The following is a 13,936-nucleotide window of genomic DNA, read 5'->3' as shown; positions in this document are numbered from 1 at the left end:
TCGACCGCGAGGACTAGCCGCATTGGCAGCGATTGCAGGGAAAACGGGGTGAGGTAGCTGGTGTGACATGTCCAAACACCCGTCTCCAAACACCCGTACACCTGTAGGATTTACCACAGCAGTTGAGATCAGAAGCATGACATGAAGCAGCCCACTAAAGGAGACCAGTGCACGAACATGGATATTTCAAACTTTGAGCGATTTCACCGCTTTCAAAGTGAAAAGATCCATTAGGCCCCTCTCACGGCAAAGCTCAATCTTCAACAGGACGCTTTAAATAGGCGACAAGATTCTCCGAACCAGTCGGACCTGGGATCACCTGGACCAACTCCCAACCCTCAGCCCCCCACTGATCAAGGATCGCCTTCGTCGCATGCGTCAGCAACGGAATCGTCGCATACTCCCACTTCACCATGAGCCCATCCTATCGAAACACACAACGCACCCAGCACTCACCAAGCCTGGGAGTCCACGAAGAAACAATAGAACCCACAGGCCAAGCGCTTCACAGTTACTTCAAGCGCGAACATGCGCAAGAACCCTCGGCACCTTCGGGGAACGGATCTCAACAGCGAGAGGATCATCAGATTCCCTCAACCACCCATACCAGTTCTCCACACCCTCATAATGGCGCAGCATCGCACGGCGTTCACGCTCGGTCAGTCCACCCCATACACCGAAGTTCGCTTCGGACTGAAGAGCGTCAGCCAGGCACTCCAGACGCACCTCGCATTGAAGACACCGAACGCGGACCTGACGCTGAGTCGCTCCCTGAACGAACAGGGCATCAGGTTCACAAGAAGCGCAAAGAGCCCGCGCAACCCAACTCTGGTCGTCATCGACACTGTTCATGGATTGATACTCCAAATCGCTCGCCAATGAGCTTTCACATGTGACGATACACACATTTTGCGAGAGAGTCCAAACCTGAATCCCACCACGCGGACCACCCACCGGCCCCAGCCCGCCCCTCACCTTGTGGTACCACGTATTCTGGACCTATGTCGCAACACCATCCGCGCCTCGTGAGCCCGGCACAACTCCTCGGACTCCTCCTCTCCTTCATCTCCGTCTCCGCTCTCATGGGCATCCTCGGAGCCGGCCTCCTCGTCCCTCTCACCGGATCAGCGGCAATCGCAACAAAAGCAGTTCCCTCAATCCTCAACGATCTCCCCAGCAAAATCGAAGTCGTCGAACCCGCAGAAGAATCCCAACTCCTCGACGCCAATGGCGGTGTCATCGCCCGCTTCTACGACAAGCAACGGATCGTCGTCCCCTCCGCGAACATCGCCGACATCATGAAACAAGCGATCGTCGCAATTGAAGACAAACGCTTCTACGAACACAACGGCGTCGACGCCACAGGAATCGCCCGCGCCCTCATCAACAACCTCGGCGAATCAGGGACCCAAGGCGCATCCACCATCACCCAACAGTACGTGCGCAACGCCCTCGCCGAAAAAGGCTACCTCGAAGGCGACGCCGACCAAGTCAGCGCAGCCACCGAACAAACCACCGCCCGCAAACTCCGCGAAATCAAATACGCCCTCGCCATCGAAAGGACGATGGACAAAGACCAAATCCTCACCGGATACCTCAACATCGCGCCCTTCGGCCCCATCACCTACGGTGCCGAAGCCGCATCCCAACGCTACTTCTCCAAATCGGCCTCCGAACTGAACTACCTCGAAGCAGCAACTCTCGCCGGCCTCGTCCAATCCCCCGTCGAATACGACCCCCTCAGCTACCCGGAAGCCTCCCAAGAACGACGCAACCTGGTCCTCAGCGTCATGCTCGAACAAGGAATCATCACAAGCGAGGAGTACGACGCCGGAATCGAAACCCCCCTCGCAGACACACTCAACCCCACCAACACCGCCGAAGGATGCATCGGCGCAAACGGTTCGACCGGTTACTTCTGCAACTACGTCATCACTCGATTCCTCCAAGATGAAGCCTTCGGTCAAACCGCAGCCGAACGCGAACACCTCCTCAAGACCGGCGGTCTCACCATCCGCACAACCCTCGACCCGGCGAAGCAACAAGCCGCCTACGCGGCCCTCACAAGCGCCATCCCCGTTGACGACCCCTCCGACGTAGACGATGCTCTCGTCTCACTCATACCCAGCACCGGCGCAATCGTCGCCATGGCCCAAAACACAACCTACGGCGTCGAAGCAGGCCAGACCATGAGCTCCTACGCCGCAGACGGCCAATTCCAGATCGGCTCAACATTCAAAGTCTTCACCCTGGCTGAATGGTTCAAAGAAGGCCACTCCGCATACGAAACCGTCGGCTCAACCAACAGGAACTACGGTTCAGGCGCCTTTAGGTGCGGCGGCACGCCCATTAGCACCGAACCCTGGAGGGTAGAAGACCTCGCAGGTAAAGACGGCCCAATGAATGTCGTCAAAGCGACCGGGCTATCCGTCAACCAAGCCTTCGTCAACATGGCATCCAGACTCGACTTCTGCCAAATCTTCCAAACCGCCGCCGATATGGGCATCACCGAAAACGGCGAAACGATCGCGGCCCTACCCGCAAACATCATCGGCTCCTCCTCCGCATCCCCCCTCCAAGTCGCGAGCACCTTCGCAGTTTTCGACAACGGCGGATTGCTCTGCGAACCCATGTCGATCTCAACAGTCACCGACCGCGATGAGAACACCGTGAAGGAATTCGCCCCGAACTGCTCGCAGGTCCTCGACTCAAACGTCGCCAACCAGGTTGCAACCCTCCTGACGGCATCCGCCAGCCAGTACTACACCTCTACACGGCTCGCCGATGGACGACCCTTCGCTGCGAAATCCGGCACAACCGACTACTCCGCGAACACCTGGCTCACCGGCTTCACCCCCTCCCTCGTCACCTCCGCCTGGGTCGGCCATGCTGATTCTTCGACCACCCCGGTCCGCGATATCGTCATTAACGGCACCTACTACCACGCAATCTTCGGCGAGACCTTCGTCGGACAACAGATCTGGGCGCCCTACATGTCCACGGCCCTCGCCGACACAGGGATTGAACCCATGCATAACGCTTCACTCGGCAACTCCGCGGTAAGCACGCCTCGACAACCTCGGTAAGGAGCCGGGCTGACACTGACTCCACCCCTCAGAACACGGCACCTGTAGCGCCGCAAAACTCACCCAAGGAATAGGAGACAGACGATGACGAGCGACGCTCTTCCCCTCGGGCTCGACCTCATCGCCGACCGCCCCTCGATCGCCCCGCGCGCCCTCATCGCGACAGGCCGCGCGCTCGGCATCGCCGCCGGGGCCCTCACCGGAACAGGCCTCCTCGCCCTCGCATGGGGAAGCGTGGAAAGGCGCATGCCGGTTCTGCGCAGAATCGCCATCGACATGCCCGCACACCGTGGCATCAAAACAATGACGATCCTGCACCTGTCCGACCTTCATCTCTTCCCCGGACAGGAGTTCCTCGTTACCTTCCTTCGACGCGTCGCCGCTGAAGAACACATCGACCTCGTCGTCTCAACGGGCGACAACTTCGGACTCGCAGAGGGACTGCCGCTGCTCGAAGACGCCTACGAGCCCCTCCTCGCTCTGCCCGGAGCATTCGTATTCGGCTCCAACGACTACTACTCGGCACAGAAGAAGAACTGGGGACGCTACCTCCTCGGCTCCTCAAAACTGCCAAAGAGTTCAATACCGGACCTGCCGTGGATAGAACTCGCCCGCCGTTTCAGAGACGCCGGATGGCTCGACCTTTCCAATCAGGCTGGCACACTGACTGTGGAATCCTGCGGCGGTGGCGGATCCGCATGTGGGGGGTCTACACCTGAAGGATCTGTGCTTGGGGACTCCGCGCCCGGGGAATCTGCGCTTGGGGGATCACAACTCCACGGCTCCGCACGAGGAGGTTCGCAAAGAGTGTCCTTCCTCGGAACAGACGACCCACATATCGGGCGCGACCGGATCGTCGAACCAGATCCCTCCTGGGCTTTGGACTCCTCACTTCGTATCGCAGTCACGCACGCCCCCTACACACGCGTTCTCAACGCCTTCACCACCGCCGGAGCGGACCTCATCCTCGCAGGCCACACCCACGGAGGCCAGATCGGAGTGCCCGGCTTCGGGGCGATCGTCACGAACTGCGACATCAACCAAAAATACGCAAAAGGACTTCACCGCTGGCGAGCAGGCGATCACTCCTCCCTCCTGCACGTGTCTGCCGGACTCGGCACATCCCCCTACGCTCCCGTCAGGATCGCGACGAGGCCGGAGGCGTCCCTCTTGACGATCCGCTCAATCTGAGGAGCGTGGGATCTCGCCAAGCTGTGAACGAACGTTCGGGCGGATGCCTGAAGAGCCGTCCATTTTGGGGGCATGGCAGTTTGGCTGGAGCCATGCGCGGGAGCCGTGTGGTCGCGGTCGCGTGGCGGGAACCGTGCGGTTGCGGTCGCGTTTTGAGAAGCGCACCCTGTGAGCCGCGCGGCGGTAGCAGTGCCCTGGCAACCGTGCGCGGGAGCCGTGCGGTTGTCGCGGCCGTGTAGCGGGAGCCATGCGGTTGTCGCGGCCGTGTAGCGGGAGCCATGCGCGGGAAGCGTGTGGTTGCGGCCGTGTAGAGGATGGCGGTCGAGCAGGGTCCGTTTGGAAGAAACAGGCGCCAAGCAGAACTTGAAGGCTCGAGTGAACACCCCAAACTTTCCTCAGCCTGGGGATTCAAGGCCGAGGGACGCGAGCACTCAAGAATGCTGTAGTGCTGTCAAGCTATTGAGCCTAGAACTTCTCGAACCCAACAGGTCTTCGAGCCTCTGAGCTTCACTGAAGCTGTTCAACGCTCGATCCTAGGCTGACACGCCCTATGACGCTCCCATGCACTCCACACCTTCGATGCTGTTGTGGGCTCCGAGGGAACGTCGCCAAGCTAAGACTCACAAGCCCCACCGACCTTCAACACTGCACGAACGGCATCCCTGTGATCCATCTGCCACCCCGCTCCTCGTCCTCAATTTTGGAGGGCGGGCACCCGGCGCGTATACTTCTCAAGTCGCACGGGGTGTGGCGCAGCTTGGTAGCGCGCTTCGTTCGGGACGAAGAGGCCGTGGGTTCAAATCCCGCCACCCCGACTCGTGTGGAGTCCCAGGGCACTGTTCAACAAGGTCCTGGGACTTTTTACATCCGCTTCTTCTTGATCTTCCCTCCAGGTATTAATCCCCCTGTAGGTTCCCTGCATCTTCCCATAGCCCCTGCACCTCCCCCGCGCCTGAGACTTCTATCAATGGCACGAGGCATCTGGCTACTCGGGCAGGGATCACCTCCCACGCTGTTAACGTGCGACCGACCACGCGCATCTGGCCGCGGGGACGTGCATCTCCCCTGTGGCAGTGCCTCCTCCATGCCCTGTGGCAGCGCCTCCTTCATGCCCTGTGTTCGACCTCAGAGCTTTGAGCTGTACTCGACCTCAGCGCCTTGACCTGTCCGAGGTCTCAATATCGCCTGCGGGTTCTCGGTGAAACCGGGATAACGGCCAGAACGGAGTGGTGGGACAGAAAGTATTCGTTTGACCTGGACTTTTTGGCTTTGTGGTGCGGGACGGTCGAAATCCCGGTCAGAATGTGCGGCGCCGCCCGTGCGGTAGTGCGACTGTCCACAAGTCGAACCGTACGCCTCAGCCCCTTAAGAAAACCCCAGGTCAGAGTTTGGATTATCCGACTTGTCGACGCCTATTGTCCGACTTGTGGCCTCGCGACCGGGGTGCCGACCAAAACCCTCGCAGCCTACGTCCACGCCGAGCCCTTGTGGCCTTAACCGAAGGATACCGGCCACAATGAGCGACATTTTCGGGTGTGTCCAGGGTTTTTCGAGGTTGAAGCGTCGAGCCTTCTAGCTCCGTGGCGCGGAGCATTCGCAGCCGCAACGCCCAAAGGACCCCAAATATGACCTCGGCGCCATCAACCACCCCTCGACCAGGCCGAACACATAATGTGGGCACCCGAACACCAGACCACACCAATCCAAAGAACCCCAAATATGACCTCGGCGCCATCAACCACCCCTCAGCCTCGCCGAACACATAACGTGGGGACGCATGTCCCAAAGAGGCTGAGGCATAGACGCACAGCAGCCCGGACTTCCAACACAGCACCTCGCAGCCCCACCACAACAGCTCGCAGCCCCAGCACCGCGCCCCGCAGCCCCAGCCTCGATCTACCGAACAACACCCACGGCGCGCTCCTCAGCGCGCAAAGCGCCTCGCGACCTCCAAGAAGCGATCATTCGTTAGCGGATCGGCAAGCGTCACCCGAACGCCCTCGGGGAAAGGACGAACGATAAGGCCCGCATCCACACATGCTTCGACAAAGTCGGCCCCCAAGCCCCGAAGGAAGAAGAAGTTCGCCTGAGAATCCGGCACCGAAAGCCCCGCCTCACGAAGCGCGGCGATCATGCGTTCACGCTCGGCAATAACCGCCTGAGCCGAAGCACGGACCCCGGCCTCGTCCTCAAGGGAAGCGAGAGCCGCTGCCTGCGCGACACTCGACACCCCAAAAGGAACGGACACCGCCTGGATTGCACCAATCAGCTCCGTATTCCCAATCGCATACCCGACCCGCACTCCCGCGAGCGCATGCACCTTCGAGAAAGTCCGCAAAACGAGGACGTTCGGATGCTCCTCAATCAGGGGGATCGCGCTCGACACTCGCGGATCGCTCGCGAAATCAATGTACGCCTCATCAACGAGGACGAGGACAGATGCGGGAACGCGCTCAACAATGTCCCGGATCGTGTCGAAAGTCAGAACAGGACCCGTCGGATTGTTCGGCGAACACAGGATCAAGGCAGTAGCATCCTGAGCTGCACACACCAGCCCCTCAACATCGTGACCCCCATCCTCGTCGAGGGGAACGGGAACCCCTTCGGCGTGCGAAGCTGGGATCGCAATCGGATAAGACTCGAAGGAGCGCCACGGGTAGACGACTTTCGCGCCCGGCGAGCACACGGCCGACAGAGCGGCGAGGAGGAGCGCAGAAGAGCCGGTTCCGACGCAGACCTGCTCGGGAAAGACCTTGAAACGCTTGGCGATGGCCTCGCGCACTGGCGTTGCCATGAGATCCGGGTAGCGGTTCACGTTCTCAAGGGCTTTTCTCATCGCCTCGAGGATGGGGGCCGAGGGCGGGGTCGCCATCTCATTCGAGGAGAGTTTCATTGCTCCCGGCGCGGCCTTCCCCGGCCGGTAACGCGGGAGATTACGGACGGCGGGGCGGATCGGGACCTGGAATTCTCTCATGCTTCAGTCCTAGCGCACAGCGCCGAAGGAGATGAAGGATTTCCGAAGTGCGGGCGTTCACGCGCTCAAAGGGCGCGGAGGGGACGAGGGGCCTTTCACGTGGGCCAGTATGAGAGTTGAAGCGCTCTGCGATAGAGAAGCGAGGCAACCTGGCCCACATCAGCTGAGCGCAACGATGAAGCATCTAAGTGCTCGCAGCACCCAAGCGTTGTTTCGCGTGGCCGACATGAGCGTTGAAGAGCTCGGCGAGCATGGAGCAGAGGCATAGCGGTAGACGGAGAACGATCGGGGGAGGCGAAGCGCTCGGCGAGCATGGACAGGGAGCAGGCGAGCGGAGCACCCGCTTGAGCCAAGGTACTGCGGACCACCGCTGAGCAAAGCGCGGAGGGGGCAACCCCATGCCCTCGCGTGGGCCAGCATGAGCGTTGAAGCGTCGCTCAGCGAGCGCGGAGCGAGAAAAAGCGCGACAGTGGAGGCATGGAGTTTCTTCTTCGTCTTCTCGCAACCATGGCAGGGATCTGGGTGTCCGCACGCCTGATCCCCGATATTTCCTTCACCTCAGGGGCCTCTCTGACGGAAACAGCCCTGACCCTCGCAGTGATCGCTCTTGTTTTCACCGGGGTCAATTCCATCATCAAGCCGATCGTGAAGACCTTGACTTTCCCGCTCTACCTGTTGAGCTTTGGGCTTTTCGCAATCGTCACGAACTCGGTCCTCTTCAAGTTCACGGGCTGGCTGTCCACACAACTCGGCTTCCCCTTCTCCACGGGCGGTTTCCTGTCCTGCCTTTTCGGAGCGATCATCACCGCGATCGTCTCTTCTTTCGTCGCGGGCTTGTTCGGTGCAAAGAAGAAGGAGGACTGAAAAAGGACACGTGAGGAGGCGCCGATCCGCACGTCAAGACGGAGAGCCGCCGAAGCAAGCTGCGCAGCGGTCGAGGCAAGACGGGGAACGACCAAAGCAAGACGGGGAGCCGCCGATCCGCGCGCAAAGACGGAGAGCCGCCGAAGCAAAGACAGGGAACGCCCGAAGCAAGTCGGAGAACGACCAAAGCAAGACGGGGAGCGGCCGAGGCAAAGCCCCGGCCGCTGCGCAGCTTGAGCACCCCCACGGACTCCCCGAAATGCTCATTCGGGGCAGCGATCGGACTTGCAGCAAGCTCGCGAGCCTCAGATCGCGGCGAGCCAGCACCCCAGATTCCCCGGACCCCCAGCTCACCCGGACACCCGGACACCCGGCTCACCCGGGCACCCTGGCTCACCCGAGCTTCTCCCATCCCGGCTGCTGCGCAGCTTGAGCGCTCCCAGCTCAGATCGGCCAGGCCTCCATGCGCCAGGCCGCATCCCAGAACATCCACTCATAACGGCAGGCCGTCTCGAAGGCCTCACGCATACGCCCACGCGTCTCCTCTGACACCTGCTCGGCCAGACGATCCACAATCGAACGAACAATCATAGTCTGCTCGGCGAAAGCCGGATCAGCGTACATGCCGATCCAATCCCCATAAGCGTGATTCTCCAGCTCACCGGCTTTTTCCAGCAGAGAATCCCCAACGCTCTGATAGATCCAGAAACACGGCAGAACCGCACTCGCAGCGACCGCATACTCACCCGAGGCGAGGCAGGCCAAGAGGAAACTCTGATACGCCCTCGAGGTCGGCGACACCTCCAAGGGGCCGTCAACCTCCACATGGGAAGCGTGTAAGGAACGCTCGACAAGGATCGAATCCCTCGCACAGCCCGCCCAAAACACCAGGTCATCCGGGTCGCTCGCCATCGAGGCAAGCCCCGCAAGAGCCCGAGCATAAGTCCCGAGGTATCCCGCATCCTGACGCATGTAGTAGTCGAAGCGCTCGCGTGAAAGAGTCCCCTCGCCCAAGCCCCTGAGGAAATCAAGATCCTCAATCGCCTGACGGATCGGGACAATCCCCTGCCACAGTTCATCGGTGAAACTCATCGCTCCTCCTTGGGCCAGATCGCGTGGAAATGGTGAATGGGGCCGTGCCCGTGCCCAACGCCAAGAGAATCGGCGTGAGCAATCGCCTCCGTGAGGTAAGCCTTCGCGTCCTTCACGGCATCGACCCATGTGTGACGACGAGGACGCAGAGCCGCAATCGCCGAAGAGAGGGTGCAGCCGGTCCCATGAGTGTTCTGCGTGGCAATCCTGCGGCCCGTCAAAACGAGGGGCCCGTCCTCGTCGATGAAGACATCACTCGCATCTTCATCCAGGTGCCCGCCCTTGACGAGGGCGCGCTTGACTCCAAGCTCGCGCAAAGCCTTCGCCTGCTCGATCATCTCCTCAACGTTCCTCGCGCGTTCACATTCGAGGAGGACCGCCGCTTCGGAAAGGTTCGGCGTGATGAGCTCGACAAGGGTGCAGAGCCTACGAACCTCGGCCCGCGCATCCGGCTCGAGGAGCGGATCGCCCGAGGTCGCGACCATCACCGGGTCGAGGACCGTGTTCTCCAGGGTCGGAAGATACTCAGCGACGAGGGCGGCAAGCTCGGCGGTTGCGAGCATCCCGATCTTCGTCGCACCGGGGCGAATATCAGCAAGGACGGTGTCGAGTTGGAGTCGAACGAAATCCAGGGGCACGGCATGCACTCCCGTGACACCACGAGTCGACTGGGCGGTGAGTGCGGTAATGACACTCATCGCGTAGGCGCCATTGGCGCTCATCGCCTTAAGGTCCGCTTGAATGCCCGCGCCTCCCGAAGGGTCAGATCCTGCGATCGTCAAAGCTGTGACGGTCCTAGTCATTCCTGTGCTCCTTCATTCCACTGGGCAAGTAGTTGAGCTGCGGTGGCAGCCGGGTCAGGGGCGCAACAGATCGCGGACACGATGGCCCCTCCGTCAATGCCGATTCGCGCGAGCTGCGCCATGTCATCGACTCCGACCCCACCAATCGCGACGGCCGGGATGCCGACAATCCTCTTCAAGCGTTCACAGCCTTCGAAGCCGAGAACATCAGGAGTGTCGGTCTTTGTCGCGGTTGTGCGCAGAACGGAAAGGCCGACGTGGTCGGCCGCCCCTTCCTCTCGGGCGGCCTGTGCTTCCTCTTGAGTGCCGATCGACAAACCAAGGTAGGCGTCCTCGCCGATGAGAGTGCGCACGAGGGAGGCGGGCAGATCGGATTGACCGACGTGCACGCCAGCAACTTGCGCTCCGAGGGCGCGGGCCGCGAGGAACACGTCGACGCGGTCGTTCACGATCACGGGGACTTTCTCGCCGACGGCTTTCGCGACCTCGAGGACTTCCTCAAGGAAGGGCCTCCCATCGGAGTCTTTAGCGCGCAACTGCACGCAGGTTGCGCCGCCCTCAACTGCGGCGATAACGGTTTCACGGACCGTGCGGCCCGCGCTTTCGCACAGGCCCGCGTCAGTTACGAAGTAGACGCGAAGATCAGGGGCGGTCCTCATGACAGGGGGATCCTTTTCAGCTCGGCGCCTTCCAGCGAATACAGGGCGTCGAGGAAGAGCGGAGCGAAAGTGCCCGGCCCTGCAGCCTGAGACTCGGCGCGCTCAGCCGCAGCCGAGTAGGCGATATGGCATGCGGCAACAGATTCCAGATCCCCCAGGCCCTTGGTGCGGCCCGCGCTCACGAAAGCGGCGCTCACAGCGCCGAGGGCGCAGCCACCACCGGTCACTCGCGTCAGCATCTCGGCTCCACCTCCGACGCGGAGGATCTCAGAGACGGACACGATCGCATCAACGGCCCCAGAGATCGCGACCACGCACTCGGCCTTTTGCGCGAGGGCCCGGGCCGCGTCGAGTGCGGCGTCAACCTCGTCAGCGGCATCCACGCCGCGACCCCCGATGCCAGTGCCAGCCAAGGCGATGATCTCCGAGGCGTTACCCCGGATCACAGTGGGCTTGAAGTCGAGAAGCTCATGGGCGAGGGCGGTGCGATGCACGAGAGCGCCCACGGCCACAGGGTCAAGGACCCAGGGGACGCCCGCATCATGAGCGGCTCGCGCGGCCTGTCTGGCTGCCTCACGCTGTTCAGGAGTCGGGGTTCCTAAGTTGATGAGCAGGGCGGAGGCGATCGAAGCGAAAGGCCCGGCCTCGCCGACAATGTCAACCATCGCCGGTGCGGCGCCCACTGCGAGCAGAGCATTCGCGGTGAAGTTCGTGACGACCGAATTCGTAATGCAAGAAACCAGAGGAGTGGTCTCGCGAACGGCGTTGAGTGCGGTTGATGCGGTCGCGTGCGTAATCATGCGACATCCCTTCGTCAGAATTATCTGGACAGGTTCAACGGGTGTGTTCTCAGCCAGTGGCACCCCGTGTCACGCAGCACACGTTAGCACTCCACAGGGTGTTTGACCTGCGCACTAAGCCCTTGAGCGCGCTTGCGCGAGCTGTTCTGGGACCTGTTGCCAGCACGCGCTCGCACTCTTTCTTCACAGACTTCTTTTCAGCACCCTGCTACGCGACTCCGTTTCAGCACCCTTTTGCGCAGTTTGGTCTGCGATTCCTTTTCCGCACCCTCTTACGCAGTTTCTTGCCCATCTCCATCCCAGGCTCAGTCCGCGTTTTCAAGCGCGAGGTGTCGCGAGGCTTTTTCAACGAGGTGTCACGAGACCTCTTCAGTAGCCGACCCTTTGAGTGTCGAAAACGAAAGCCGTCGTCCTCGTCCTCGAAGAAAACCCCATCCGAGAGCTTCGCGCCTCCTCCCAAGCCCTCACCTCCGCGAGCTCTTCTCCCTCACTTGCCTGAAGATCAGCGAGTGCGTTGCGGTACAGCCCGATGTCGTGGGCGACAACCTTCCCACCTTCCTTCCCCTCGGGGATATAGGGTTCCCCGTCGAAGTGGACAGTAACGACTCCTGGGGCATTATTCGCACCATCCAGCCCGGGAACAATGTCCCTCGTGTTCTCAAGAGCAAGGACACGCACACCTCCTTCGGGGACGGACCCGGCGATTGGCGAGCCCGCAGTCAGGGCGGAAACGACCGAATAGTCCTGACAGAGCGTCTGGTCGGTGGCGAGGTCCGCAGCAACAATGCCCCCTTGAGAGTGGCCGACGAACTCAACGGGCTCACCCTTGTCAATTCCCGCCATCTCCATTGCGGCAAGAACCGCGCGCTTTTGGTCCGTGTCGAGGCCGCCGACTCCTTGAAAGTTCGTGAGCATGTCCTGCGGGTTCGAAGCTCCAACTCCCCATTTCTGTGTGCCGCGTACAACGACGCTCCACGATCTACTGCTCGTCCCATCCCCCAGTGGTGTCTCGTGGCGCAAGATCATGAACTGGCCGGAATCGCTCGAACCATCGAGGCTCGCCAGGTGATCGAGAAGCGCCGTCGGTTCCTTTGGTGTGGGGACCGAGGATGCAGGAGTGGGAGTCGGAAGCCCCGTCCCGGGAAGGGGGAGTCGATGCCCCACGAATCTGGTGAGGCTTCTCGTGCCTCCCGGAACAAGGCTTGCGCTTGAGAGCAGATCAATAACCCTCAGATTGGTCTCCCCTGCCTTGGCAAACCCCCTGCTCACACCCCCTCCGGGATTTACCAAGACATGATCCCGGCCGGGTGGAAGGCCCTGACCGCTGCGCACTTCAACACCCTTTGGCGCGCCGAAAACGGAAGCGCCCAAGAAGGAGGAGAGCCACGCTACCCGCACCGCAGCCTCTTTCGTTCCTCGAAGCCCGCCCGCATCCTCCTCGCAGAAGGGAGTATCCATGAGCGCCCGACTGATCGCAGCGAGGTCGCGCTGCAGGCGCACTCCAGCGAAACCATCGCCTGCGCCGGAAGTGAATTCCATGATCTCCGCCACGATTCTCGCGTTGCTCCCCGTCGCAACGAGGCGTGCCAGCCAGTCGAAGTAACTACTGGTCGCCTGGTGATGGTTCAAGTCGATACCCGAAGAACGGGGGCCTCTTGAGCTTAGGAGCAGACTCAGCAACACCCCGCCTGCGCCCGCAGGACCTGGAAAGAGCATGGACATTCCCGCAACGCCCCGTAGCGCCAATTCACCGTCAGTGAGGGGCTCGCTCAGACTCAGGGCACGCGCCTCTGCTTCGCAATACAGGTTCGCCGCAAACCTCACAGAATCAACGAGCTCAATCAAACGGGCTCTGGCAGTCAGGATTCCCTGTTCGGCGGACTCGGCGGCGACCCTTGCCTGCCAGGCTCCAGCAAAGTCCTCACTCGAAATCGCCAGGGTATCCTCGCCAGCACGGCGCGCACGGTATTCGAGCTCTTCAAGATCACAGGCAAGAGCCTCAAGACGAGCCGCAGCAGCGAAAAGAGCCTCCGTATCGACCTGGGTCTCACCGTTCGTCACAAGGAATCGGCCAAAAGCCTCCATCTCTTAGCGTCCCATCACACTCGCGCCGAACAGCTCAGCATCCGAATCCGCTAAGGAGGCAAACCCTGAGCCGAAGAATGCACCCCCAGAAGAGCTTGCGCCCGCAAAGGCCGCAGCGGCGAGAGAATCCTCCACGAATTGGACCCGCGCCTCAGCCTCGTTCAATGCGAATTCCGCCTGACTTCTGGCGCTTTCCAGCATGGAGCAAAGCTCGACGAGCCGTGAGCGTGCGCCTTGTGCGGCGTTTCCCTCCCACCCGTCGAAACGTTCAAGCCCGAGCCTGCACACAGCGCCTTCAAGTTCTGCAGCGACAATTCGCAGGTTGTCCCGCGCGTCTTGCGCCGCGATCAGCACCCCTGCGCTCATCCTTTTCTCCTTCCCC

At 61.2% G+C, this 13,936-nt stretch carries 12 protein-coding genes, 1 tRNA gene and 1 riboswitch; of the genes, 4 read left to right on the top strand and 9 right to left on the bottom strand.

The window, feature by feature from the left end:
• Window positions 1–253 precede the first annotated feature (253 nt).
• Together sp36 and FFA61_RS00125 are read right to left on the bottom strand one after the other, a co-directional pair.
• Window positions 254–415, bottom strand: a complete 162-nt coding sequence (gene sp36, locus FFA61_RS00130) for a Sp36 family protein (protein ID WP_005962545.1) — start codon at window positions 413–415, stop codon at window positions 254–256.
• 101 nt (window positions 416–516) lie between these two features.
• Window positions 517–852 (bottom strand): WhiB family transcriptional regulator, encoded by a 336-nt coding sequence (locus FFA61_RS00125; RefSeq protein WP_005962546.1) that lies wholly within the window; start codon window positions 850–852, stop codon window positions 517–519.
• Window positions 853–1,001: 149 nt separating this feature from the next.
• Here FFA61_RS00125 and FFA61_RS00120 point away from each other — a divergent pair, with 149 nt between their 5' ends.
• From FFA61_RS00120 to FFA61_RS00110, 3 genes are all read left to right on the top strand, one after another.
• Window positions 1,002–3,086: a transglycosylase domain-containing protein gene (locus tag FFA61_RS00120; protein ID WP_005962547.1), complete on the top strand. Its 2,085-nt coding sequence runs from the start codon at window positions 1,002–1,004 to the stop codon at window positions 3,084–3,086.
• Between the two features lie 84 nt (window positions 3,087–3,170).
• Complete coding sequence (locus tag FFA61_RS00115; RefSeq protein WP_005962548.1) at window positions 3,171–4,277, top strand: metallophosphoesterase; 1,107 nt, start codon at window positions 3,171–3,173, stop codon at window positions 4,275–4,277.
• Between the two features lie 741 nt (window positions 4,278–5,018).
• Window positions 5,019–5,092, top strand: a tRNA-Pro gene (locus FFA61_RS00110).
• 1,109 nt (window positions 5,093–6,201) lie between these two features.
• Here FFA61_RS00110 and hisC read toward each other — a convergent pair.
• Window positions 6,202–7,251 carry a histidinol-phosphate transaminase gene (hisC, locus tag FFA61_RS00105; protein WP_005962550.1) on the bottom strand — a complete coding sequence of 350 codons (1,050 nt, stop codon included), beginning with the start codon at window positions 7,249–7,251 and terminating at the stop codon, window positions 6,202–6,204.
• Between the two features lie 477 nt (window positions 7,252–7,728).
• On the opposite strand from hisC, the gene FFA61_RS00100 reads away from it, so the two are divergent.
• The gene (locus tag FFA61_RS00100) at window positions 7,729–8,115 is read left to right on the top strand and encodes a phage holin family protein (protein WP_005962553.1); all 387 of its coding nucleotides are present in this window, start codon (window positions 7,729–7,731) and stop codon (window positions 8,113–8,115) included.
• Window positions 8,116–8,559: 444 nt separating this feature from the next.
• Here the strand turns inward: FFA61_RS00100 and FFA61_RS00095 are convergent, their stop codons facing one another.
• The 6 genes from FFA61_RS00095 to FFA61_RS00070 all read right to left on the bottom strand — a co-directional run bounded on the left by FFA61_RS00095 (window position 8,560) and on the right by FFA61_RS00070 (window position 13,920).
• Window positions 8,560–9,207, bottom strand: a complete 648-nt coding sequence (locus FFA61_RS00095; RefSeq protein ID WP_005962555.1) for a TenA family protein — start codon at window positions 9,205–9,207, stop codon at window positions 8,560–8,562.
• Entirely contained in the window at window positions 9,204–10,010 is an 807-nt protein-coding gene (gene thiD, locus FFA61_RS00090) for a bifunctional hydroxymethylpyrimidine kinase/phosphomethylpyrimidine kinase (RefSeq protein WP_005962557.1), read from the bottom strand. The genes FFA61_RS00095 and thiD overlap by 4 nt, the downstream gene beginning before the upstream one ends.
• Complete coding sequence (thiE, locus tag FFA61_RS00085) at window positions 10,007–10,669, bottom strand: thiamine phosphate synthase (RefSeq protein WP_005962559.1); 663 nt, start codon at window positions 10,667–10,669, stop codon at window positions 10,007–10,009. Before thiE ends, thiD begins: the two co-directional genes overlap by 4 nt.
• A complete protein-coding gene (thiM, locus tag FFA61_RS00080; RefSeq protein WP_005962561.1) occupies window positions 10,666–11,469 on the bottom strand; it encodes a hydroxyethylthiazole kinase in 804 nt (267 codons plus the stop codon). Before thiM ends, thiE begins: the two co-directional genes overlap by 4 nt.
• Window positions 11,459–11,546: riboswitch (TPP riboswitch) on the bottom strand. (Overlaps the previous gene by 11 nt.)
• Before the next feature lie 292 nt (window positions 11,547–11,838).
• Complete coding sequence (locus FFA61_RS00075) at window positions 11,839–13,554, bottom strand: alpha/beta hydrolase family protein (RefSeq protein ID WP_005962563.1); 1,716 nt, start codon at window positions 13,552–13,554, stop codon at window positions 11,839–11,841.
• 3 nt (window positions 13,555–13,557) lie between these two features.
• Window positions 13,558–13,920 carry a hypothetical protein gene (locus tag FFA61_RS00070; RefSeq protein ID WP_005962565.1) on the bottom strand — a complete coding sequence of 121 codons (363 nt, stop codon included), beginning with the start codon at window positions 13,918–13,920 and terminating at the stop codon, window positions 13,558–13,560.
• Between the last annotated feature and the right edge of the window lie 16 nt (window positions 13,921–13,936).

The organism is Schaalia cardiffensis F0333 (assembly GCF_005886435.1).
Classification (GTDB): Bacteria; Actinomycetota; Actinomycetes; order Actinomycetales; family Actinomycetaceae; genus Pauljensenia; species Pauljensenia cardiffensis.
Note: the sequence above shows the minus strand (reverse complement) of the source record. Positions and strands in the feature narration are given on the sequence as shown.

Coding starts and splice junctions, on each gene's coding strand:
- sp36 (WP_005962545.1), bottom strand. CDS start 415: ATGGTGAAGTGGGAGTATGCGACGATTCCGTTGCTGACGCATGCGACG.
- FFA61_RS00125 (WP_005962546.1), bottom strand. CDS start 852: ATGAACAGTGTCGATGACGACCAGAGTTGGGTTGCGCGGGCTCTTTGC.
- FFA61_RS00120 (WP_005962547.1), top strand. CDS start 1,002: ATGTCGCAACACCATCCGCGCCTCGTGAGCCCGGCACAACTCCTCGGA.
- FFA61_RS00115 (WP_005962548.1), top strand. CDS start 3,171: ATGACGAGCGACGCTCTTCCCCTCGGGCTCGACCTCATCGCCGACCGC.
- hisC (WP_005962550.1), bottom strand. CDS start 7,251: ATGAGAGAATTCCAGGTCCCGATCCGCCCCGCCGTCCGTAATCTCCCG.
- FFA61_RS00100 (WP_005962553.1), top strand. CDS start 7,729: ATGGAGTTTCTTCTTCGTCTTCTCGCAACCATGGCAGGGATCTGGGTG.
- FFA61_RS00095 (WP_005962555.1), bottom strand. CDS start 9,207: ATGAGTTTCACCGATGAACTGTGGCAGGGGATTGTCCCGATCCGTCAG.
- thiD (WP_005962557.1), bottom strand. CDS start 10,010: ATGACTAGGACCGTCACAGCTTTGACGATCGCAGGATCTGACCCTTCG.
- thiE (WP_005962559.1), bottom strand. CDS start 10,669: ATGAGGACCGCCCCTGATCTTCGCGTCTACTTCGTAACTGACGCGGGC.
- thiM (WP_005962561.1), bottom strand. CDS start 11,469: ATGATTACGCACGCGACCGCATCAACCGCACTCAACGCCGTTCGCGAG.
- FFA61_RS00075 (WP_005962563.1), bottom strand. CDS start 13,554: ATGGAGGCTTTTGGCCGATTCCTTGTGACGAACGGTGAGACCCAGGTC.
- FFA61_RS00070 (WP_005962565.1), bottom strand. CDS start 13,920: ATGAGCGCAGGGGTGCTGATCGCGGCGCAAGACGCGCGGGACAACCTG.